The 20,751-nt window shown below is 59.8% G+C and carries 13 protein-coding genes, 1 tRNA gene and 1 pseudogene; 11 read left to right on the top strand and 4 right to left on the bottom strand.

Features of this window, described 5'->3' with window-relative positions; all coding sequences use genetic code 11:
* Positions 1-3 precede the first annotated feature (3 nt).
* From ABZS45_RS09820 to ABZS45_RS09810, 3 genes are all read left to right on the top strand, one after another.
* Positions 4-444, top strand: a complete 441-nt coding sequence (locus tag ABZS45_RS09820; protein ID WP_412101166.1) for a nucleoside deaminase — start codon at positions 4-6, stop codon at positions 442-444.
* Positions 445-536: 92 nt separating this feature from the next.
* Positions 537-734, top strand: coding sequence for a CsbD family protein (locus ABZS45_RS09815; RefSeq protein WP_010188406.1), 198 nt, complete (start codon positions 537-539; stop codon positions 732-734).
* Between the two features lie 92 nt (positions 735-826).
* Positions 827-917, top strand: a tRNA-Ser gene (locus ABZS45_RS09810).
* A gap of 45 nt (positions 918-962) precedes the next feature.
* Here ABZS45_RS09810 and ABZS45_RS09805 read toward each other — a convergent pair.
* Positions 963-1,130, bottom strand: coding sequence for a hypothetical protein (locus tag ABZS45_RS09805; protein ID WP_010188407.1), 168 nt, complete (start codon positions 1,128-1,130; stop codon positions 963-965).
* 181 nt (positions 1,131-1,311) lie between these two features.
* Here ABZS45_RS09805 and ABZS45_RS09800 point away from each other — a divergent pair, with 181 nt between their 5' ends.
* The 4 genes and pseudogenes from ABZS45_RS09800 (at position 1,312) to ABZS45_RS09785 (ending at position 8,125) form a co-directional block, all read left to right on the top strand.
* Positions 1,312-3,744: an MMPL family transporter gene (locus ABZS45_RS09800; RefSeq protein WP_412099655.1), complete on the top strand. Its 2,433-nt coding sequence runs from the start codon at positions 1,312-1,314 to the stop codon at positions 3,742-3,744.
* A 6-nt stretch (positions 3,745-3,750) separates the two neighbouring features.
* Positions 3,751-5,040: a tRNA guanosine(34) transglycosylase Tgt gene (tgt, locus tag ABZS45_RS09795; RefSeq protein ID WP_412099654.1), complete on the top strand. Its 1,290-nt coding sequence runs from the start codon at positions 3,751-3,753 to the stop codon at positions 5,038-5,040.
* Positions 5,041-5,422: 382 nt separating this feature from the next.
* Positions 5,423-6,283: pseudogene (locus ABZS45_RS09790) on the top strand (thioester-forming surface-anchored protein); the annotation flags it as partial.
* 12 nt (positions 6,284-6,295) lie between these two features.
* Complete coding sequence (locus ABZS45_RS09785) at positions 6,296-8,125, top strand: VaFE repeat-containing surface-anchored protein (RefSeq protein ID WP_412101165.1); 1,830 nt, start codon at positions 6,296-6,298, stop codon at positions 8,123-8,125.
* 200 nt (positions 8,126-8,325) lie between these two features.
* Here ABZS45_RS09785 and ABZS45_RS09780 read toward each other — a convergent pair whose 3' ends face one another.
* The 3 genes from ABZS45_RS09780 to ABZS45_RS09770 all read right to left on the bottom strand — a co-directional run bounded on the left by ABZS45_RS09780 (position 8,326) and on the right by ABZS45_RS09770 (position 10,161).
* Positions 8,326-8,919 carry a sortase gene (locus tag ABZS45_RS09780; protein WP_412099653.1) on the bottom strand — a complete coding sequence of 198 codons (594 nt, stop codon included), beginning with the start codon at positions 8,917-8,919 and terminating at the stop codon, positions 8,326-8,328.
* A gap of 92 nt (positions 8,920-9,011) precedes the next feature.
* Entirely contained in the window at positions 9,012-9,281 is a 270-nt protein-coding gene (locus ABZS45_RS09775) for a hypothetical protein (protein WP_412099652.1), read from the bottom strand.
* A 145-nt stretch (positions 9,282-9,426) separates the two neighbouring features.
* The gene (locus ABZS45_RS09770; protein WP_412099651.1) at positions 9,427-10,161 is read right to left on the bottom strand and encodes a queuosine precursor transporter; all 735 of its coding nucleotides are present in this window, start codon (positions 10,159-10,161) and stop codon (positions 9,427-9,429) included.
* A gap of 441 nt (positions 10,162-10,602) precedes the next feature.
* Here ABZS45_RS09770 and ABZS45_RS09765 point away from each other — a divergent pair, with 441 nt between their 5' ends.
* From ABZS45_RS09765 to ABZS45_RS09750, 4 genes are all read left to right on the top strand, one after another.
* Positions 10,603-11,286, top strand: a complete 684-nt coding sequence (locus ABZS45_RS09765; RefSeq protein WP_253287179.1) for a hypothetical protein — start codon at positions 10,603-10,605, stop codon at positions 11,284-11,286.
* Complete coding sequence (locus tag ABZS45_RS09760) at positions 11,286-14,162, top strand: VWA domain-containing protein (protein ID WP_412099650.1); 2,877 nt, start codon at positions 11,286-11,288, stop codon at positions 14,160-14,162. Before ABZS45_RS09765 ends, ABZS45_RS09760 begins: the two co-directional genes overlap by 1 nt.
* A 71-nt stretch (positions 14,163-14,233) precedes the next feature.
* Complete coding sequence (locus tag ABZS45_RS09755) at positions 14,234-17,899, top strand: tubulin-like doman-containing protein (protein WP_412099648.1); 3,666 nt, start codon at positions 14,234-14,236, stop codon at positions 17,897-17,899.
* Positions 17,899-20,736 (top strand): hypothetical protein, encoded by a 2,838-nt coding sequence (locus ABZS45_RS09750; protein WP_412099647.1) that lies wholly within the window; start codon positions 17,899-17,901, stop codon positions 20,734-20,736. The genes ABZS45_RS09755 and ABZS45_RS09750 overlap by 1 nt, the downstream gene beginning before the upstream one ends.
* The last annotated feature ends 15 nt before the right edge of the window (positions 20,737-20,751 follow it).

The raw sequence follows: 20,751 nt of genomic DNA, 5'->3' as shown, positions 1-20,751 counted from the left end.
CGTATGCGCCGCACCCTGGAGGTTGCGCGCACCACGCCGGTAGGGGATATCCCGGTGGGGGCCGTGCTTTACGACGCCTCCGGAAAAGAACTCGCCACCGGCGTGAACCGCCGCGAGCAACTCAATGACCCAACAGCGCACGCAGAGGTGGAAGCCATCCGCCAGGCGGTGCGTGTGCACGGCGATGGCTGGCGGCTGGAGGGCTGCGAGCTGGTTGTCACCCTGGAGCCCTGCGCGATGTGCGCTGGTGCAATTCAAGCTTCCCGGGTGTCCTCGGTGATCTTTGGTGCCTTTGAGCCGAAGACGGGGGCGTGCGGTTCGCTGGTAGAGGTATTGCGCGCCCCCGGCGCCCTCCACGTTCCCGAGGTACGCGGCGGTGTGCTGGAGGAGGAGTGCGCGGAGCTGCTCACGAACTTCTTCGGGGGTCTGCGCGGCGGCGAGTAGCCCTGAGTTGGGAAGTGGTCTCGGATCCACCTTCCGATTCGCGTGTAGGCTGGGTGGTCCACGTGAGAGACGTAGAGATTAAGGAGAACACCATGGGTGATTTTGAGAACAAGAAGGACGAGTTCGTCGGCAAGGCTAAGGAAGCCGCTGGCAACGTAAGCGACAACGAGAAGCTGGAGAACGAGGGCAAGGCCGACCAGGTCACCTCTGAGGCCAAGCAGAAGGCTTCCGACGCCGTTGAGGGCGTCAAGGATAAGGCCAACGAGGTTATCGGTAACCTCAAGGACTAATTCCTAGCCTCAAATAGCTGAATCGCTGTCCCTGCCGCCTGGCGTGGGCAGCGATTTTGTCGCTCGGGGTTACTCGACGTAATCTGGAACGCGGTGGCGTGTCCGAGCGGCCGAAGGTGATCGCCTCGAAAGCGATTGTTGGGTAACCCCCAACCGCGGGTTCAAATCCCGCCGCCACCGCCACATCCGGCACTCCAGTTCTTAGCTCTGGGGTGCCGGTTTTATGTTTTAAAAGCCAGCCCGCCCTCTATCAACATCTCTTTGGAAATCCAGCGCGGCTTGGCGCGCCTCGGGGTCGTGGTCTTCAGTGCGCTTGTGAATCCGCCGGCTCATCATGCCTGCTGGGATGGCAATGAGAAGGATGGCCGCGACGGCGACGATGACGAAAGTAGACATGGTGGTGCTCCTAGAGTATTTCAGTAATTCCGCATTGTAGCGCTGGCCACACTCTGGAGGGGTCGTTGAACTCTTACGAGACCGTTAGGGCTTCACAGCTCAACTGGTTAAACTGGTGCACATTCGTGTCCACCACCAAAGCTTCCGCGAATAGCAATCGCGCATGTGAAGGGGAAATTCCGTGGCAAAGCTGCTCTACCACCTAGGCCGCTGGTCTTACATCAATCGATGGAAGGTCATCATCGCCTGGATCTTCATCGTGGCGGCTGCGGGCGGAGCGACCCTCAGCTTAATGAAGCCGATGACCACGGAGTACTCCATCAGCGGCACGCCAGCAATTGACGCCACCCGCCGCGCGGTGGAGCTCTTCCCGGAGAACGGTAACCCGGCCAATGCGCCGTCGGTCAACCTCGTCTTCAAGGCCCCGGAAGGGCAGAAGCTCAGCGATCCGCAGAATGAGGCAGCGGTGGGGGATGTGGTGCGCCACATTGCTGAGGGCTTGGATATCCCAGAGGGCAGCCAGCAGCGCTGGGGTAACCCGCTTGAGGTATCGCCAGCGCTGCAGCAGCAGGTCATCGAGCAATTCACCTCCATGGGCTTGCCGGAGGAGACCGCGCGGGCGGATGCCGATAACCTGGCCATGGTCAATGCCGATGAGACGATTGCTTACACCACCTTCGATTTTGACGCGGAGAGCCCCTATTCGGTGGACCCCGCGGATAAAGAGGTGGTCCATGAGGCCATGGATATCGGCCGCGCGGCGGGCCTGGAGGTAGAGGCCGGCGGTGCGGGCTTCGGTGATGAGATCCAGGTCAACTCGATTTCTGAGGTCATCGGCCTCGCCGTGGCGTTTATCGTCCTCATCATTACCTTCGGCTCTTTGGCCTCCGCGGGCATGCCGCTTATCTCCGCGGTTGTGGGTGTGGGCCTAGGTGCGATGGGCGTCATGATTGCTACCCACTGGATGGAGCTCAACAACCTCACCCCGGTGCTGGCCGTCATGATCGGTTTGGCCGTGGGTATCGACTACGCGCTGTTCATCATGTCGCGCTACCGGCAGGAACGCTCCCGCATGGACGGGCCAGATGCTGCCGGCATGGCAGTCGGCACGGCGGGTTCCTCGGTGGTCTTTGCCGGCGCGACGGTCTTCATCGCGCTCTTCGCCCTGCTCGTAGCACGCATCAGCTTCCTTACCGCCATGGGCCTGGCGGCCGCGGGCACGGTCTTCATGGCCGTGCTTGTGGCGCTGACCTTGGTGCCCGCGATGCTGGGCCTGCTCGGCGATAAAGCCTTCGCCGGACGCATCCCCGGCGTGGCCGGCAACCCCACGAAGCGCCGCCCGCGCCGCACGAAACCAACGATGGGAAACCGTTGGGTGCGTACGGTGCAGCGTGTCCCCGGTGTGGTCATGGCCTTGGTGGTGCTCGGCCTCGGTGCTTTGACCGCCCCGGTTCTGCACATGGAGCTGGCGCTTCCAGCGGATACCACGTCCAACCCGGATACCACCCAGCGCAAGGCGGCGGACCTGCTGTCCGAGGGCTTTGGCCCTGGCATCAACGGCCCCTTCCTAGTGATCGTGGATGGGGCCAACGCCAACCCGGATTCCGCGGCCTTGCAGCCCTATATCCAGGGCCAGGAGGGCGAAGAGGACGAGCAGAAGAAGGCCGCTCTTTCCTCCTTTATGTATTCCGTGCAGCGCCTCAACCAAGTGGGCGGGGTCAAGCACGCCCAGTTGGTGGGTGTGAGCAAGGATATGAAGGCAGCACAGATCATGGTCAGCCCCACCACCGCGCCGACGGATGAGGCCACGGTTGGCACCGCCTCCGCCTTGCGCACCGCCGGTGCGGAGCTGGAGGATGCCACCGGCGCCGAAATCGGCATGACGGGCCTGACCGCGGTGCAGCTCGACATCACCGAGCGCCTCGAGGAAGCCATGGGGCCATACCTTGCCATCGTGGTGGGCCTGGCTATCTTCCTGCTGTTGGCGGTGTTCCGCTCCATCTTGGTGCCATTGGTGGCGGGCCTCGGTTTCCTGCTCTCCGTCGGCGGGGCCTTTGGCCTGACCGTTTTGGTGTGGCAGGACGGTTTCACCGGCCTGGTGCCCGCGCCGGGCCCGCTGATTTCCTTCATGCCCATCTTCCTCATCGGCGTGACCTTCGGCCTGGCCATGGACTATCAGGTCTTCCTGGTGACCCGCATGCGCGAGCACTTCTCCCGCTTCCCACAGGGCAGCGGCGGGCAGTACAGCAAGTACAACGCCAATGATGAGGCCACCATCGCCGGCTTTACCGCCGGTGCCCGCGTGGTCACCGCCGCGGCCATCATCATGATTTCCGTCTTCGTGGCCTTTATCAGCCAGCCCCTGCCCTTCATCCAGATTTTCGGCTTCGCGCTGGCGGCGGGCGTGCTTTTCGACGCCTTCTTAGTCCGCATGTCGCTCGTCCCCGCCACCATGTTCCTCATGGGGCACACCACGTGGTGGATGCCGAAGTGGCTGGACAAGCTGATCCCGCAGCTGGACATCGAGGGCACCGCACTCGAGGAAGAGTGGGAGCGCAAACACGCAGCAGCATCCCGTGAAGCAGAGGATAAAGCAGCGCAGCCCGTAGAATAGTTCCCTATGACTCACCCTAAGCCGCAGCTTGAGACCGACCTTTCCTTCGACGTGAAGAAGGAGCTGGACCTAAGTGGTCCAGCACAACCGGGAAAGCACGGCCGCACCGGCGTTATCCATACCCCGCACGGAGATATCCAAACCCCGGCCTTCATCCCGGTGGCCACCAAGGCCACGGTGAAGACGCTGACCCCGGAGCAGATTCGCCTGACCGGAGCGCAGGCCATCCTGTCCAACGCCTACCACCTCTACCTGCAGCCGGGCCACGACATCGTGGATGAGGCCGGCGGCGTGGCTACCTTTGAGAACTGGCATGGGCCGACCTATACCGACTCCGGCGGATTCCAGGTCATGTCCCTTGGCGTGGGGTTCAAGAAAGTCCTGGCCATGGACGTGGCGGACCTGACGGACTCCGATATCCGCGCGGCCAAGAAGGAGCGTATGGCGCAGGTCGATGAGGATGGCGTGGATTTTAAGTCCATCATCGACGGCTCCACGCACCGCTTCACCCCAGAGGTCTCCATGCAGATCCAGCATGGTTTGGGTGCGGACATTATGTTTGCCTTCGACGAGCTCACCACGCTCGTGGATACTCGCACCTACCAGGAGGAATCTGTAGAGCGCACGCGCCGCTGGGCGCAGCGCTGCTTGGATGAGCATGACCGCCTTACCCTCGCCCGCGGCCCGCAGAAACCGCGCCAATCCCTGTGGGGCGTAGTGCAGGGCGCGCAGTATGAGGACCTGCGCCGCCAGGCCGCGCGCGGGCTAGTGGAGCTTTCCGATCGCGCCGAAGCGAATGGTCGGCGCGGCTTCGGTGGCTTCGGCATCGGTGGCGCATTGGAGAAGGAGAACCTGGGCACGATTGTGGGCTGGGTGTGCGATGAGTTGCCCGTCGATAAGCCCCGGCACCTGCTGGGTATCTCTGAACCGGATGACATCTTTACCGCCGTTGAGGCTGGTGCCGATACTTTCGACTGTGTGGCGCCGACCCGCCTGGCACGCCGCGGTGGCGTCTACACCCTTGATGGGCGCATGAACCTCACCAATGCACGCTTCAAGCGTGACTTTGCTGGTGTGGACGAGGAATTCGGCGGCTACGTATCGGAGAACTACTCCCGCGCCTACATCCACCACCTACTCAAGGCAAAGGAATTCTTGGCCGGCACGCTGTGTACCATCCATAACCTGGAGTTCATGCTCCGCCTGGTGGATAACATTCGGGCCTCCATCGACGGCGGCTACTACGAGGCCTACCGCGATGAATTCCTTGGCCGGTATTATGCATCCAAGCCTTAAAGCAGCCGAAGCCCAAGTGCGACTGACAGGTAAAACACAGAATTGGAAATTTACGTTCACAGGTAGTCGACAGGCGTAGTTAATGTGTGTGATTGAAAAAACAGTGCGGCAAAACTGCAGCTAAAAGCCACGGGTGAGGTGCTTCAGTGGCCACTTCTTTAGTGTTTGAAACTTGATAGCCGTCCAGAAATGGGAAATCGACGATGATGTGTTAAGCTTCTTTTAAGCCTTATCCCTGTGTGTCCCAAGCGACGGTAAAGATACCGTAAAAACGGGGGCCATACTGTTGATAAAGGTTGAAATTTGCTCAACTGCGTCCCTTCAGTGAGGGGGCATTACTCATTAGTCTGGCGGTTCCCTGTACCGCTAGGGATGGAGAAATATGAGAACCAATTTTAAGCGGGTGCTCGCTGCGGTTGTCGCTTCGGCGACTGTGGCTGCGGCCGCTCCGGCGGTGGCTAATGCTGCTGATGGTGACATCTATCGGGCCTTTGATGCGAGCGACTTTGTACGTGGCACAAGTGGCGGAGAGATTGCCGATCTTTTCGTCGTCCCGAAGGAAACTGCAACTAGCGCTACTACAATGCCGAGCGTGGATGACGCCGAGTTAGTCTACTGTTTTAACAAACATTGGCCGTTCCCATCTCCATGGCGATTGGGTGAATCGGGAACTAGGACTTGGAAAGAATCTGCAATTTCACAGGTAGACTATAGGATGCTCGCTGATGCAAGCGCAGAACAATTCTATGCCCTAGCAGACATGGATGCGCAGAATTTTAAGATGCGCACTATCAACTCTAACGGTCAAGAGTCGGAGAGTCCTTACACTGCAGATTCCACTGGAAAGCCGCGTGTTTCGGCAGGTGAACTAAAGACTACAGTGTTGAACGTCGTTTATAACGGCTTTGATCAACAGCGGGCGGACCGTGCTGGAATTCAGAAGGCTCTTGGGCTAAGCGATGTTGAGTTTCATGATGTGACCCAGCGTGCTATTTGGTACTACACGGAAAGCGGTATAGAACGCTTCACTGGTGAGCCAAGCGAAGACGTACATGCAAAGGAATCTTTTTCGGAACAAGGGTTTAAAGCGTATCAGCTTTTGACCGGTCGGTTAGAGGCCAGCGACGTTCCTGGTGTTGATTTAAGAGATGTTTCTGAAAATGTGGAGGCAACTCTCAATCTTTTTGAAAATAGCAATCTAACTGCTGCAGCTGGTGCCAGTGGCCCGTACCAACACTTGCTCAGTGGTAAATTCGTGAAGCCTGATGGCGAGACGCCGATCGACGAGGTTCCGACTCCGGATCCGGATCCGCAGCCGACTCCGACTACGGAGACGACAACTGAGACTGATACGCCAGTTACCGTGACTGAGACGGTCACCCCGACCACTACGGTAACGGAGACCGCGCCGACGACCACCTCTGTAGTCACCGAGACCACTGGTGTAACTACCACTACGGTCAAGACGGTTGCGACTGAGACCACCACCGTACCGGGCGAAATTATCACGACGACCGAGAAGCAATCGGATACCACGACTACGTTGACTGAGCCGGGTAAGGAGGTCACTGAGACTACTAAGCAGCCGGATACCACGACTACGTTGACTGAGCCGGGCAAGGAGGTCACTGAGACTACTAAGCAGCCGGATACCACGACGACGTTGACTGAGCCGGGCAAGGAGGTCACTGAGACTACTAAGCAGCCGGATACCACGACGACGTTGACTGAGCCGGGCAAGGAGGTCACTGAGACTACTAAGCAGCCGGATACCACGACGACGTTGACTGAGCCGGGCAAGGAGATCACTGAGACCTCCAAGCAGCCGGATACCACGACTACGTTGACCGAGCCGGGCAAGGAAGTCACTGAGACCGTGACGGAAGAAGACGTCACTACCACTCAGACTCAGCCGGCTACGACTGTGACGGAAACTGCGCCGCAGGAGACGGTCACTGAGACCACCACTCCGGCAGAGGCTACGGTAACCACTACCGTTCCGGTTGTTACTGAGGTAGAGAACGCTCCGTACATCGGCACCACGGCAACCGATAAGGCTGACGGCGATAAGAAGCTCGAGGCTAACGGCGGTGTCATCGTTGACACCATCGACTACGTCGGTCTGAAGCCGGGTGAAGAGTACACCATGAAGGGTGAGCTCATGGAGAAGGACAAGGACGGCAACGTTACCCCGACCGGTATCGTCGCTGAGACCACCTTCACCCCGGAGAAGTCCGAGGGCTCTGTAGATGTTGAGTTCACCGTCCCAGAAGGCTACGAAGGAAAGACCCTGGTCGTCTTCGAGGAACTCGAGAAGGACGGCGAGGTTGTTGCTGAGCACAAGAAGCCGGAGTCTGTGAGCCAGACCGTTGTAGTTGGTGAGCGCGCTCCGCTGATTGGCACCATTGCTCATGAGAAGGATTCTGACGAGTCCGACAAGATCATCGACAATGGCAAGGTCATCGATAAGGTTGAGTACACCAACTTCATTCCGGGTGAGGAGTACACCATCAAGGGTGAGCTCATCAACTACCGTGATGGCAAACCCACCGGTATTAAGGCTGAAAAGACCTTCACTCCGGAGGAAGCTAACGGTGTAGTTGAAATTGAGTTCGAAATCCCTGAAGGCTTCGGAACCGAGGTTCTGGTTGTCTTCGAGACCGCCTACGATGCTGAAGGTAACAAGGTTGCTGAGCACGTAGACCTCAACGATGGTGCTCAGACCATCGCAACCGGCACCGACGAGCCTGGCACGGGCCACAAGATTCCGAAGAAGCTGTGGGGTCTCATCCCGCTGGCACTCATCCCGTTCATCGGTAGCTCCTTCGAGGGTTCCTCCAACGGTTCTTCCCATGGCTCTTCCTCCAACGGTGGCCATGAGGCACCGAAGGGTGAGGCGCCGAAGGGCGAGGCACCGCAGAACTCTGAGGTGAAGCAGGGCGAGCAGGCTGAGCAGACTCAGGCAAAGCCATCCCGTAGCGTTCTGGCTAACACCGGTGCTGACGTTTGGATGCTTGTACTGGTAGCCATTGTGCTGCTGGGCATTGGCGGCGCACTCGCATTCCGCGGACGTCGCGAAGCCTAATCCTAGCTCTAGGCCCGCTCAGCGGGCTTAGAGATTCGGACCTAGAGAGCATTAAAGGCCAGCAGCAGAGCCGCTCTCTAGGAAACTGAAATGCTCCCCACTAGTTGGACTGAAACCCAGTAACCAACTAGTGGGGAGCATTTGCATGTGTGCACTTTGCCCCTGGGGGTATGTTCACCAAGATTAATCCGGATGGCCGATTAAGCCAGATGGCCGGTGACGATGACGTTGTACTCCAAGTCAGTAGAGCCATCCACCGCGCAAGCGATAAGGACGATGCGCCCGGGGACCTCGGTATTCATGAGGTCTGCGTCGCTGCCAAGATCCTCCTTGTCCACGAGGAAGGCATTATCCACAATCCACTCGCGGCCCACACCATCATCGGATGCCATGCGGATATGGGAACCGTTGAGAATGGGCGTCGAAAAGCGCTGCACGTCCATGCCGTGGAGACCCTCCACGATAGTGGGGTTGTTGAGATCGACGTTGGCGGTAACTACCTCGGAAAAAGGGTTAAACACAAGCTTCTGTTGGCCCCACGCATGGCCCAGAACGTAGGTTGTGCCCTGCTCCGCCGTTGCAGGAGACTGGCCCCAACCATCCACCCATCGCACCATGGTGTCCTGAGGACCGGCCGGATTGAGTGGTACGACGAAAGGCATCGAGTCATAGGTGGCACCGGTAATGGCGGCTGGGCCGTCCATCTCAAAGGTACCGATTAATGCAGGTGCCGGGCCCTCATTGAGCGGTGGTGGTGGGGGAGCAGTCGTACTGAGTGGAGCCTGGCTACTCACCGTCGCTTCTGGTGTTACGGGGCTGCTTGTTGCAGGAGGTGGTGTGGTCTCTTCCTCTGTGTCCGAGCATGCCACAAGGCTTAAAGCCGTGGCTAAGCTAAGGGCTGGGAGGAGAGAAGTTCGGAAATGCTTATACATGGTGACCGTCCTTCCGGTGGCCAATAGCGAATACTGCAATCGTTACTCTGGTCGTGGGTGTACGCCAGAATCCGCTGCCATTGCTGCGCGTAGTTTCTGAAGGTCAAGTAGTCTTCGGCCCGTTCTAAAAGCGCTGCTTGGGCAGAATCAGATAACGTGCGGCCCTCAAAGGCTGCTAGATTCCAAATGACCTCAGCGTTCTTATCATCCATGCGAATTGTCATAGTAGCCATTTTTCCTCTTCAACCATTGTGAATACATTGTATTCATTGGGGAGAGTGAAAGGAAGAGTGAAAAGTCCCCCTCAGCACAGTGCGTGCTAAGGGGGATAGTGCGTGCTAGGGGGTGAAAGATCGGGACGGGTCGCTGCTACTTAGACGGCGCTGCCGTAGGGGCGTCGGTCTCGTCGATAGGTACGTAATCCTCGCGGCGCTTGACCCAGGAGATAACCAAGGTGGTCAGCGGAAGCATGATGACCTCGCAGGCGGTCTTCCAGAGGAAGCCCACGATGACGTAGTTCAGGAAGCCACTGAAGGAATCGATGCCGATGACGGGTGCGGCGATGGCGCAGAACAGCAGTGTATCGCCGAATTCGCCGACGACGGTGGAAGCCACAAGGCGGGCGATGAGGCCCTTCTCGCCGCTGCGGGCCTTCATCTTCACCAAGGTGAAGGAGTTGAGCAGCTGGCCTACGACGTAGCCGACGAGGGAAGCCAGCAGGATCTGCGGAACCAGGCCCAGCGTGGCGGCGAAGGCTTCCTGGCCTTCGTAGAAATCAGCCGCGGGCAGCCAGATCGCAATATAGAAGGAAACTGCGGCCAGAAGCGCCATGGCAAAACCGATATAGACGGCGCGGCGGGTGGACTTGAAGCCGTAGCACTCAGAGAGAACGTCGCCCACGATGTAGGCGATGGGGAAAAGGAAGAAAGCGCCATCGGTGATGAGCGGGCCGAGCTGGACGCCCTTCGTGGCGTTGATGTTCGAAATGAGGAAGGTAACGACGAACACCGCGACCAGCCACGGGTACAAAGTGGAATGTACCGGGATGAATCGGATGCTCTCGCCACCGTTAGTGGTGGTTGCGGTTGCCGATTGAGTTGTCATGGAACAGCATTTTTCCACGAAACTGGGGGAAGCAGAAATGGGGAGTGTGATTCTCTCTCAGCGGGGAGTGCTCCCTCACCCGGCTGTTTCCTGAGAACCTCCAGCGGAACTGGCTGTTTCGGGGGTGCGCTCTCGGTGCTGTGCCCATAAAGATTTATGAAGTGGGCAGAAAAAACGCCTCTAATATGGCATTCTTTTGCTTGCAACGTTTTCGTATTCCCTGAACGTTTCCTGTCTATTGTGTGCATGGCGCGCGCTCGAAGAGATTCGGGCGCGTTCGAATTTCGAGGCCAGAGAAAGACACGTCATGTCAGGGGGTGCGGCTACCTTGGTTTCTGGTCCTTAGAGCTTTCCGGCGGATCTTCTGCCTTCTGTGTCGCTAGATGGGGAAGGTACCAGGTTCGCCGGTGGCCCAACTTCGTTTAAGGGAAGGTCATCGATATGACGTTTGGTTCCCCAGGCTCGTCGCCACAGTTTGGCGGGCGCCCGCCGCAAGGGGCTGATCACCCAGGTGCAGGTTCCGGGTTCGGCGCGCCCGGTGGGGCTGGGGGTCCCGGTGGTTTTGGTGCCCCGAATCCAGCACAGAATCCTGCCCAGACCCCAGCGCAGAAGCCTTCCTCCGGTCCTGATTTTGGTCGGGGCTCCGGTTTCGGCTCGGCCCCGGGAAGCCCTGCGGGGACTAACCCTAGTTCAGGGGCAGGTGGCTCTTTTGGTGCGCCGGGCTCGTCTGATGGTTTTGGTGAGTCCTCGCCTGCACCGGATTATCGCCGTCAGGTGGCAGCACCGACGAGTCCGACCAAGGGGCCGTGGCCGCTGCTCATTGCCGCTGGCGTTTCCGCAGTTATCGCACTGATCCTCTTGGTCATTGCGCCGCTTATTGCTTCGCCGACGCAGACTCTGTTCTTTGTCCTGGCTATCGGCGGGTGGCTGCTGGCCGGAATCGTGTCCTTTATCCTCTTGGGCCTGTACACGCTGAAGAACACGCAGCGCCAAGCCGAGACCTTTTATGTTGAGGACACCACGCAAACTTTGCTCTACCGAATCATCATGGGCGGAAGTTTTGTCCTTGTCATTGTTGCCGCGGTGGAAATCGCCTTCTACGTAGGAAAGGCGGTGGGCGCCTAATGAAGAAGTTCACACGAGTACTTGCTTTATCCGCTGCGATGGCAATCACTGGGTTCGGTGGCAGCCTGGGAGCGGTGGCGCAGGATGCTCCGCCGCCTCCGGAAGCTCCGGAGGCGCAGCCGGAAGAGCGCCCTGAGGGAATCGGCTCCGAATCTGCGCTCTCAGAAGTCTCACAAAAGAACCTCTCCGATTTCGGCTCCTGTATAGCCCGCGAGAAATCAGCAGACCTGCTTTTTGTCCTCGACCAATCAGCGTCCTTGGTGGGCTATGAGGGCTCGCAGCCGACGGATGCCGATGCCTTCCGCGTTGATGCCACGGCGGACATCGTGAAGCAGCTGGCCAACCTCGGGGAAGACAACGGCGCAGACATTAACGTGAAACTCGCTGGCTTCGGATCCGACTATTACAGCGATCCTGCCGAGTATGGCGGATGGACCAATGTCTCCGGTAACGCTGATGCCTTGCAGGGTGAACTGGATAAGTTCCGCAAGGAGAACCGCGTTGCGGATCTAGAGACGAACTATGGCGCGGGCTACAAAGGTGCGTTGAAGGAACTCGCTTCCCACCAAGGCAGTAGCTGCCGCGGCATCGTGTTCTTTACCGATGGTAAGTACTACACCGACGCCGAGGCCAACGATCTTCAGGGCGCGCAGGACAAGCTGTGTGAGGTCAATTCCTCTGTCACCGCGTTCCGTAACTCCAATATCCGCCTCTTTAACGTGGGCCTCGTGCCCGCTGCGGAAGCCCAGGATCAAGTCCGCCAGCTCACCCGCATGGCGGAGGGTGAAGACTGTGGCCAGGGTGCCCCGAACGGTGCATTCTTTGACGCGGGTGAGGACCCAGCAGCGCTGTTCGCGGCCTTCCGTAACCTCATCCCTACCTCGGGTGGTGTAACCAAGGAAGGTAACTTCAAGGACCAGTTTGATTTCGTCCTTGATAACTCCGTGTCTCCTGTGCGTTTGTCCGCGGTGCCGAAGAATTCGGTGGGTGAAGGCGACCTCATTCCGACCCTGACTGGTCCCGATGGCGAAACGGTGGAGCTCACACCCGATACCACGAGCGTCGCCGGCGCGAAGGTCTCCGTGACGGAGAACAACAAGCTGCCGGGCATGGTTGATATCGCCATGGAAAAGGATGGCGATTCCTGGGCCGGAGCATGGACCTTTGGTTACAAGGCGGCTGAGGGCACGGACGGCGAATACCTCGCGTCCGTCGTCATGGTGCCCGGCCTTAACTTGGACCTTAAGACCGAAGACGGGGCCAAGGTGGAAGGCGGCATTAACTCGGACCAGGTGCTGAAGGGACAGTTGGTCGATGGCAAGGGCGAGCCACGTGCGCTGGAGGGTGAGGGCACCCTCTACGCGGAGTTCGTGCCGGAGGACGGCGCCCCGGTCACCCTTGTAGAGAATGCGCCGATCACCGATGGACAGCAGGTAGATATTCCGCTGGACAAGGTGGAAAACGCGGCATCCGGTCAGTTGCGAACCCGCGTGGAGATCACCACTAAAGAAACGGGTGAGCGCCCGGGCTCGAAGCTGGACCCCATCAATGCGGAAACGCCGCTGACCGTTACCCCGGTCAATATGCCGACGGTGGGCTCGGCACAGACAATCACCATGACGGAGAAAGAGATTACCGTCGACGTTCCCGTGACCGGCCCCGGCAAGGTGTGGGTGGCAGACCAGACCATGGATTCTGATGGCGGAATGCTTCCCGCAGGAGTTCCTTCCATTGCAGTGAGTTCTCAGCACAACTCGGAAGATTCCGCACTCGAGCTCTCCAAGGATGAGAAGGCAACCATCCCGGTGACTCTCAGCGTGGAAGAGATGGCGGATGGACCACTGCGCGTGGAGCCGGTTATTAACCTGCAGTCTGCTGAGGACAACCAGCAGATGGAACTGCCGCTGACGCTGCAGGGCTCCATGACCGCACCATTGAGCAAGTCTGCTTTCGGCCTCTCCTTTGTCTTGGCAGTACTGCTCGCACTACTGATTCCGCTGGCCATTCTGTACTTCATGAAGTGGTTTAGCGGCCGCATTCCGGAAAAGCCCCGCATGTTTGCGAAGACCATCCCGGTACGCCGTGATGGTGCGAACCTCGTGCGTACCGATACCGGCCGCCCGTTTGCGGTGTCCAAGGATGAGTTCCAAGGTGCCGTTCCGGTGGAAGCCTCTGCACGTTCTGCCCGCTTGGGCAGCAATGACGCCAAGGTAAAGATGGGACTGAGCCCCTTCACTGCCGCCCACGTGGAGGTCCAGCGCGATGGCACTATCTCCGGCAAGGGCAAGAAGTCCGGTTACCGGGCAGTGTTGCCGCTTGCGGTGCAAAACACGTGGTTCTTCGTGGGCAACGAGAAGGACCGCGATTCTGGCGAGATTGTCATGACCATCGATACGCTGGCGCAGGCCAGCGCATACGACGAGATGTCAAAGGAGATCAGCCGCCAGGCCCTGCAACTCTTTGACCAAGTCGAATTCCCAGCCGAAAAGGCTGAGAAGGCACAGACGCCGCCGCAGGCAGGCCAACCGGGGCAGCCGGTCCAGCAGAACCAGCCCGGTTCCCAGCCGCCGAGCGGTCCGCCGCCGCAACGTGGCCCGCAACAGGGCGCTCCCCACCCGGGTGGGCACCAGCAGGCGCCGCAACCTGGCGGTTTCGGCCAGTCCCAGCCTTCCGGACCGTCACCTCAGAATCAGCCGGGTCCTGCTGGTAAGCAGGGGCGCCCCGGTTTAGGCGGAGCGCCAAACTTTGGTGGTGGATCTGGTTTCGGCGGCGGCCCGAGCTTCGGCCAACCGGGCCAGCAGCGCCCAGACAATCCTGGTAACCCTGGTAATAACGGCGGCTGGCCCCCAGCCCCGGGATTTGGCTCCCAGGGTTAAGCCGGCAGAGCAGCACACAACAGACATAAACAGCACAGAAGCGAACCTCCCCCTTCGAAAGGTAGTTAAAGATGAAGAAGTTCCTCGTCGTCGGTTGCGGTGGCTCCGGCGCCAAGACGCTGGCGTTCATGATGGACCAGCTCAAGGCCGAGCTGCGAAGCATCGACCCGGACATGACCGAGTTGCCCAAGGCCTGGCAGTTCGTCAACATCGATGTGCCGCTCGAGGAGGAGGCAGGCCCGCAGAAGCTGCCGAATGTTACCCAGAACGGCGGCCACTACGTGGGCATTGGTGCCCGCCAGAACTACAACACCTTCGATGAGGGCGTGTCCAGCATCCTCGGCCGTGCCGGCAAGCTCGGTGAGATCGCCACGTGGGCCACGCGCAACCCCTCCACCAATGACGTGAAGCTGGCTGATGGCGCCGGCCAGTACCGCGCGATTGGCCGCATGCTGACCCTGCCGAATCTCAAGAAGATCCGCCAGTCGCTCAAAGAAGCTGTCGATGAGATGTTCACGCAGGAGGCAATCCAGGAGCTCAACCGCCTCAACTACAAGCAGACCAAGCTGGACACCGATACCGGTGATTCCCAGCCGGTTGTCCTCGTTGTCTCCTCCATGGCAGGTGGTGCGGGCGCCTCGATGTTCTTGGATGTGTGCCGTGTGCTCACCACTATTCCGAACGTGAACCCGCAGGGCACCCTCATCTTCATGTACACCCCGGAGATCTTCGCCGATAACAAGGCGGATGACATGGCCGGTGCGTGGCCGAACTCGCTGGCTATGTTCGGTGAGGTTGTCGCCGCACAGATGGGCAACGCCTATGAGCATGACCGCGCCATCTTTGAGGCCTTTGACATGGGCACCCCGCCGGAGGGGCAGACCTTCGGCCGCATTTTCCCCATTGGTTCCAAGATGGGCACCACCAGCGCCCGCTTCGGTGATGGTTCCGCCATGTCTATCTACCGCGGTCTGGGCCGCGCATTGGCGGGGTTGATGGCTTCCACCAAGGCCAGCGATAACCTCGTGTCCTACGCGCTGACTAACACCCCGGCAGGTGACGGCGGCCGCCGCTTCTTCGGCTGGGATCGCCCGGACGGCACGCCGTGGGGGCGCCTGCCCTGGGGTTCTCTGGGTTATGCCCAGGTTTCGATGGGCCGTGACCGCTTTGCCGAATACTCTTCCCAGCGCCTTGCCCGCAGCGCCTTCGAGCGCCTCTTCAACGGGCACCTCGATCCGCAGAACCCCGAGGCCGGTGAGATGCAGATTGCTAAGAAGCTGGAGGAGCGTCTGCCCAACGCCTTTAGGTCTATGACGCTTGAGCCTTCCTGGGCGCAGGGCGGACAGATCGATAGCGGCAGCGTCTGGAACTGGCTCAACAGCATCTTCGGTGGCCAGGCCCAGCAGGCCGCGGACAGTGCCGCGAAGCACCTGCAGAACTTCATTCCGGTGGGCCAGGGCCGCAACGTCAACGAATGGCGCGAAGAGTTTGAGGGCAACATGGCAGATCCCCGCAATGAGCAGGCCATCGCGTCTATTCTGAACAATGCTGCGTATGACATTGTTTACCGCTACGCCAATTTCTTCAGCGATGGTGTCCTCGCCACCGTGGAGTCGGAGCTGGCTGCGGTGGGCGTACCCTATGTGCGCGAGATGCTCTCCAAGATCACGGACGTGCTGACCAACTCCGACCGCCTCCTGCCGTGCCTGACTGAGTACTCCGGCTACTACCAGAACACCCGCGTGCTGGCGAAGCCGGAAGGCGCGGATCCCATCCTTAGCCCGCTGACCGGCAAGGGCCAGATGACGGACCCGACTCCTACGGTTAATGCTTTGATGGGTCTGTATTTCAACCAGTTCTACAGCTACGCCCTCATGGCCATTGCTCACCTGCTTAAGGATGTCCTGCAGGACTACGCCGATGAGAACCTCTTCCACCTCAAGCGCGAGTTGGGGGATGCCCACGCGGTGCTGGAGAAGGCCGTGTCGAAGCGCCCTGAGACCAACAAGTTGGCCGACGTCCGCACTGACGAAGTCAACTCCTGGCCAACAGAGCTCGATGAAGTTGTGGAAACCCGCTTCAAGGGCGCCGAGAACGAGATCATGCTGACCGACGTCAACAGCTTCATCTCGGATTACCGGGATCAGATGCTGCGTACCATCCAGGGCCAGCAGTCCACCTCGGATGTCACCAATTATGAGCAGGCATATCCCTTTGCGGTTCGTGCGGTCATCCGCGGTGAGTGGGAATCGCTCGATGCGGCCCAGGCGCCGAATGATACGTTGGCACCGCAGAAGCGTACAAACGATGCCTACTCCAACCGTGCTGGCTGGGTATCCAAGCACCTCTCGCGCCATCCGCAAAGCGGCGAGTCCCGCGAATCCCAGCGCGCGCACTACCACGCCAAGATCCGCCCGACTGATTTGCTGGAGCGCTCGCGCCAGTGGATCAACCGTCGTGATTATGAGTTCCAGAAGTTCAACTCCGTGGATCTCCGTCGCTACCTCACGCTTACCCCGGATATCAACGAGGTCGAGCACGCAGAGCGCCAGCGCCGCTTCATCGAGGCTTTCCAGCTGGCCCTGAGCTATGCCCGCCCGTTGGCTGCCGTCAACGATGACATGGTTCAGCGCATCCACGGCAAGTCCGTGCAGTACACCTATTCCTTCTCCGATATCCCGTTTGCGGAGCTCGGATCGGCGGAAACCGGCATCGCCTCCCAACTGGAGTCGGTGCTTAGCCGTCCGGAGATTGACGGGCCTTCCACGGTGGCTTTGCGCAACTCGCTGAACATGTCGGACCACGTTCAGCACATCGAGATCTTCGGTTCCTACCCCAACTACTCGCCGATCGTCTTCTCTTCGATGTTTAACTACATCGCCAAGGACATCGAGAAGCAGGACAATTTCGACGGCTCCTGGTGGTCGGAGCGCCGCACCCGTCCGCTGCCGGCAGCCCTGCCGCTGACGAAGACGGAGCGTCAGGCCATGGTGGCGGGCTGGATCATCGGACGCATTACCGGCCGCGTTTACATTTCCAACGCCGATGCAGCCAATGCGGCAGCCCACATCTTCGATGACACGGATGGTGGCGTGAATGGCTGGGTTGATTTCCCGGATCCGCTGCTTATCTCGCCGCGCCGCATGATCAAGAAGTCCGATTGGATGCCTTCGGTCCTGGAGTCCATCTTCATCGCCTACGCGAAGGTGCAGGAAAACGGGCGCTACGGATTCGCTTCCTCGCTCTACCCATACCAGCTGTTGCGTGGGCTTTTCGACGACGGCCTGGACTTCGCTCACTCCGGTGCGTCCACGCACCCGGTGGTTCACCGCCTCGCGCAGTTCTTGGCATCCGGTGAAGCTCCGAACCGCGGAGTCATGGGTACCTCCATCCAGGACCGCTACGAATCCTTCGTGGAGGAGCTGGACAAGTTCACCCGCGGCGCAGATCACTTTGTGCCGGGCCACACCAACTCCTTGCCGGGACAAGGACGTAAGGAAAAGCCCTTTGCGGAGGTACGCTCCCGCGAGGTCGCATCGCATACGCCGTACTACCGTGACTTGGCGCTGGACGTCATCGAGGTAGTTCCGGTTATCCGCAACTACCTGAACCAGGCCAAGACTGTGGCGGAGAATCCCGTCGCCCAGCCTGCCCCGCAGGTGCGCAGCTCCGATTCCGGCTTTGGCCAGGACGTCGCACCGGAATTCAACCTCAACGACCTGGATGACACCTTCTAATGACGAACGTAATTTTCTTCGGACACGGCGCCACTGCGGATGACATCCGCTCGCGTCTTAGTGATTTGCGTGCGGTTGGCCTCCTGCAGGACTTCCTCTGGATTGACTTTGCCCACCCCACCAGCGGGGCCGTTGTGCGCTCCTTCACGGAGGAGGGCACGGCGCGCTTGTCGACGCTCGACGATGCCCTCCGTAGCTTCAGCGGGGATGTCCTCCTCGCCACTATTGACCCGATGGATGCGGAACAACCGCAGGACGTCGCCAAGCTCACGGAGTGGGTTGGGGCCGTCGATCAGCGCCTGATTCAAGCCTCCAACCTGCGTGTGCGTTTGCTGCTCTCCGCCCTGCCGCGTGAGAGCGTGGACATCGCTCCGCTGCAGGGCTGGAGTAACCTCGTGCTCTCCCCGGAGGAGGGGGGAACCCCGGCTTCTTCGCGTATTCGCCCCATCAAGCGCACCGCCAACGGTTTTGAGCTTGCACAGTTTGCAGCCCCAGCCGTAGCCAGCATCTTCGGCCTGTGGCGTGGCATGCCGGAGCCGGCGGTGCTGGACCCGGATACGCATCGCGTCATTGAGACCGGTGACCGGCAACGCTTCCGTTTGGTGCGTGCCTTCCACCGCACCATCGATGCCGGGGATATCGAGGACAAGGTCAGGAAGGCCGTCTTCGATCCCGGCCAGCGCCTACCGCAGCCGCAGGTCAATAACATTTCCCGCGCCGTGCACTACGCCAATCCGGAGCAGCTGACGGATCAGTGCGCCCAGATGTTCATCAACCAGGAGATCTCCCCGTTGGTGAGCGCTCCGACCGCTTATGAGGAGCTGCAGTCCCACAAGGTCAGCGGCTGGGCAGCACTGAAGGATAACCTGCGTTTGTACTGGTCCACCGTGGTGGGCAAGCCGCAGGATTGGGTCGAGGGCCAGCGCGGTGCAATGAACAAGAACGCCGCTACCTTCCTGCAGAAGATGCTCTACGGTGCGGACTCCAGCGTGGAGGTCGTCTTGGCCGGGCACTCCGGCAAGGGCAGCGGCGCGACGAGCGTCGATGAGCTGCGCCAAGCTAGTGAGCACACCATGCGAGTCGCCCGCGAGCAGCAGTTCTCCTTGGGCCAGGAGCCGCAACTCTCGCGCACGTGGGAGGCCTATCACGATTATGCGCTGGGGCTTGTCGACGGATCCTGGCGCGACAGCATCGACACCAAGGGGCTGCGCAATAACCAGGGCAACATGTACATCGTGCAATACGGTGGCCAGTCCGTGCAGGATGTCAGTGCTTCTTTCGAGGGCTTCCATCCGCTCATGACCAGCACGTTGGGCTATACGCACGAGTCCCAAGCAACCGTCGCGCCTTTCGATCCGGTGGGTGCCGAGCGCTTTGCCGCCGATATTGAATACACCAGCCAGCAGACCCGCAATGAAGCTGTCAGCCGCAAGAAGCACGAGTTTGCTTCGTGGCGAGCAAAGAACAGCACCACCTTCGCGTGGAAGGTGGGCCAAGGCCTGTGGGAGAAGCTGGGGCACGCCCAGCAGAAGTATCGCGACGCGCACGCCAAGGCACGCGAACTGCAAGAGCTGGCCAACAGCTTCCAAGCGCGTGACTTCAATGCGGAGAACAAAGCGCTGACCCGAAAGCTGCGCACGATGTGGATCGTGCTCTTCGTGGTGCTTGCTCTGATGACCTACATGGTGGCTGGCCGCTACAACCCAGACTTGCCGTTGGGTGAGTACCTGCAGTGGTTCGATTGGCCGTGGTACGTCGTGGGCATTATCGTGGCGGTTCTTCTGTTCCTCGTGTGTTCTTGGGCGGTCTTTACCAAGGCTCAGCGTGAGATCTTTGACTATGTGCAGCGCCGCAAGCTGTTGAACCGCAACCAAGAGATCGCCGCGCAGAATCTGGCGACGGCCTCCGCGGAGATCTCGCGTATCTCCAATGCCTATAACCAGTTCCTGAGCTGGTCGGCATTGCTGGGCCGCGCGATTTACGCGCCCTATGGGCGCAAGGAGACGTCGAGCGATCACCTGCGAACGCCGCAGTCGGGCCTTCCGGAGAACGCTCGCATTGCTCAGGCCGTGCTCAACCGCGATGATGCCGTGCGCATGACGGATGAAATCCGCTCTCACATTTTCCAGACGGAGTGGGCACACCGCTCGCTCAAGTCCCTGCTCGATGACATGAATGACACCTTTGAGCGCAACCGCACTGGCCACTCGGCCGTGGCGCTCAATGAGATGTGGGGCATGGCTGGTCTCGGCTCCAGCACTGCGTTGGATAACCTGTCCCGCAGCCTTGACCACCCCTACATGCAGGACCGCGATCTCAAGCAACAGGAATGGCAGAAGGTCATTACGGATCCACGCATGGCCCGCAGCTTGCAGCAATACCTCAGTCGCGTGACCTTCCGCGAGGAAGGCGGCAGCCGCGTTCAGAGCACTGCCGAGTTCCTCGACGGCATGAACCAGGAAAAGGGTGCTCTTCAGGCCTTTAGCCCCAATGCGCTGACCAATGCGGGTGGCGCTGAAGGATATACCGAAATCGACGGCTCCCGCACGCGCATCGTCGAGGTAGACAGCCAGACCGCGCTGACCAGCCAGCTCTCGCGCTCTGTGACGGTGGTGCAGTACGGAAAGATCACTGACTTCAAGTACCTGATCCCCGACGCGGCGTCGAGTGCCCCGTCCTTTGTGAATCCTGCGGATCTTTCACTCGACGACCTAGATGACATGGACCACATGGGCTTTAAATCGCCGGTGCAGGGAGATAACCAAGGACCGACTACGCAGCCGCCGTTTGGTCGGCCGGAAGCACCGGACCTCTCAGACCTCGACGAAACTTTCTGACGAGACCTCCTTAAG

Origin of the sequence: Corynebacterium aurimucosum (assembly GCF_046895345.1) — a bacterium.
In the GTDB taxonomy this organism is placed as follows: Bacteria; Actinomycetota; Actinomycetes; order Mycobacteriales; family Mycobacteriaceae; genus Corynebacterium; species Corynebacterium aurimucosum_G.
This window is presented reverse-complemented; position numbering and strand designations above follow the sequence as displayed.

Bases quoted from the DNA above. Each gene is read 5' to 3' on its own strand.
- ABZS45_RS09820 (WP_412101166.1), top strand. From the start codon at position 4: ATGCGCCGCACCCTGGAGGTTGCGCGCACCACGCCGGTAGGGGATATC.
- ABZS45_RS09815 (WP_010188406.1), top strand. From the start codon at position 537: ATGGGTGATTTTGAGAACAAGAAGGACGAGTTCGTCGGCAAGGCTAAG.
- ABZS45_RS09805 (WP_010188407.1), bottom strand. From the start codon at position 1,130: ATGTCTACTTTCGTCATCGTCGCCGTCGCGGCCATCCTTCTCATTGCC.
- tgt (WP_412099654.1), top strand. From the start codon at position 3,751: ATGACTCACCCTAAGCCGCAGCTTGAGACCGACCTTTCCTTCGACGTG.
- ABZS45_RS09775 (WP_412099652.1), bottom strand. From the start codon at position 9,281: ATGACAATTCGCATGGATGATAAGAACGCTGAGGTCATTTGGAATCTA.
- ABZS45_RS09770 (WP_412099651.1), bottom strand. From the start codon at position 10,161: ATGACAACTCAATCGGCAACCGCAACCACCACTAACGGTGGCGAGAGC.
- ABZS45_RS09765 (WP_253287179.1), top strand. From the start codon at position 10,603: ATGACGTTTGGTTCCCCAGGCTCGTCGCCACAGTTTGGCGGGCGCCCG.
- ABZS45_RS09760 (WP_412099650.1), top strand. From the start codon at position 11,286: ATGAAGAAGTTCACACGAGTACTTGCTTTATCCGCTGCGATGGCAATC.
- ABZS45_RS09755 (WP_412099648.1), top strand. From the start codon at position 14,234: ATGAAGAAGTTCCTCGTCGTCGGTTGCGGTGGCTCCGGCGCCAAGACG.
- ABZS45_RS09750 (WP_412099647.1), top strand. From the start codon at position 17,899: ATGACGAACGTAATTTTCTTCGGACACGGCGCCACTGCGGATGACATC.